At 51.8% G+C, this 284-nt stretch carries 1 pseudogene; it reads left to right on the top strand.

What is annotated here, in order from left to right:
* Window positions 1-284, top strand: a pseudogene (locus J4G32_RS21265) (preprotein translocase subunit SecA); the annotation flags it as partial.

Genomic DNA, 284 nt, shown 5'->3' with positions numbered 1-284 from the left:
GCCCGCCAAACGTGAAGCTTACGCTGCCGACATCACTTACGGCACTAACAACGAATACGGTTTTGACTACCTGCGCGACAACATGGCGTTCAGCCCGGAAGAGCGCGTGCAGCGTAAACTGCATTATGCGCTGGTGGATGAAGTCGACTCCATCCTGATCGATGAAGCGCGTACGCCGCTGATTATTTCCGGCCCGGCGGAAGATAGCTCGGAAATGTACAAAAAAGTGAACAAAATCATTCCGCACCTGATTCGTCAGGAGAAAGAAGATTCTGACACTTTCC

Origin of the sequence: Microvirga antarctica (assembly GCF_017921815.1) — a bacterium.
GTDB lineage: Bacteria > Pseudomonadota > Alphaproteobacteria > Rhizobiales > Beijerinckiaceae > Microvirga > Microvirga antarctica.
The sequence above is the reverse complement of the archived record's forward strand: the minus strand, read 5'-3'. Positions and strand labels throughout refer to the sequence as shown.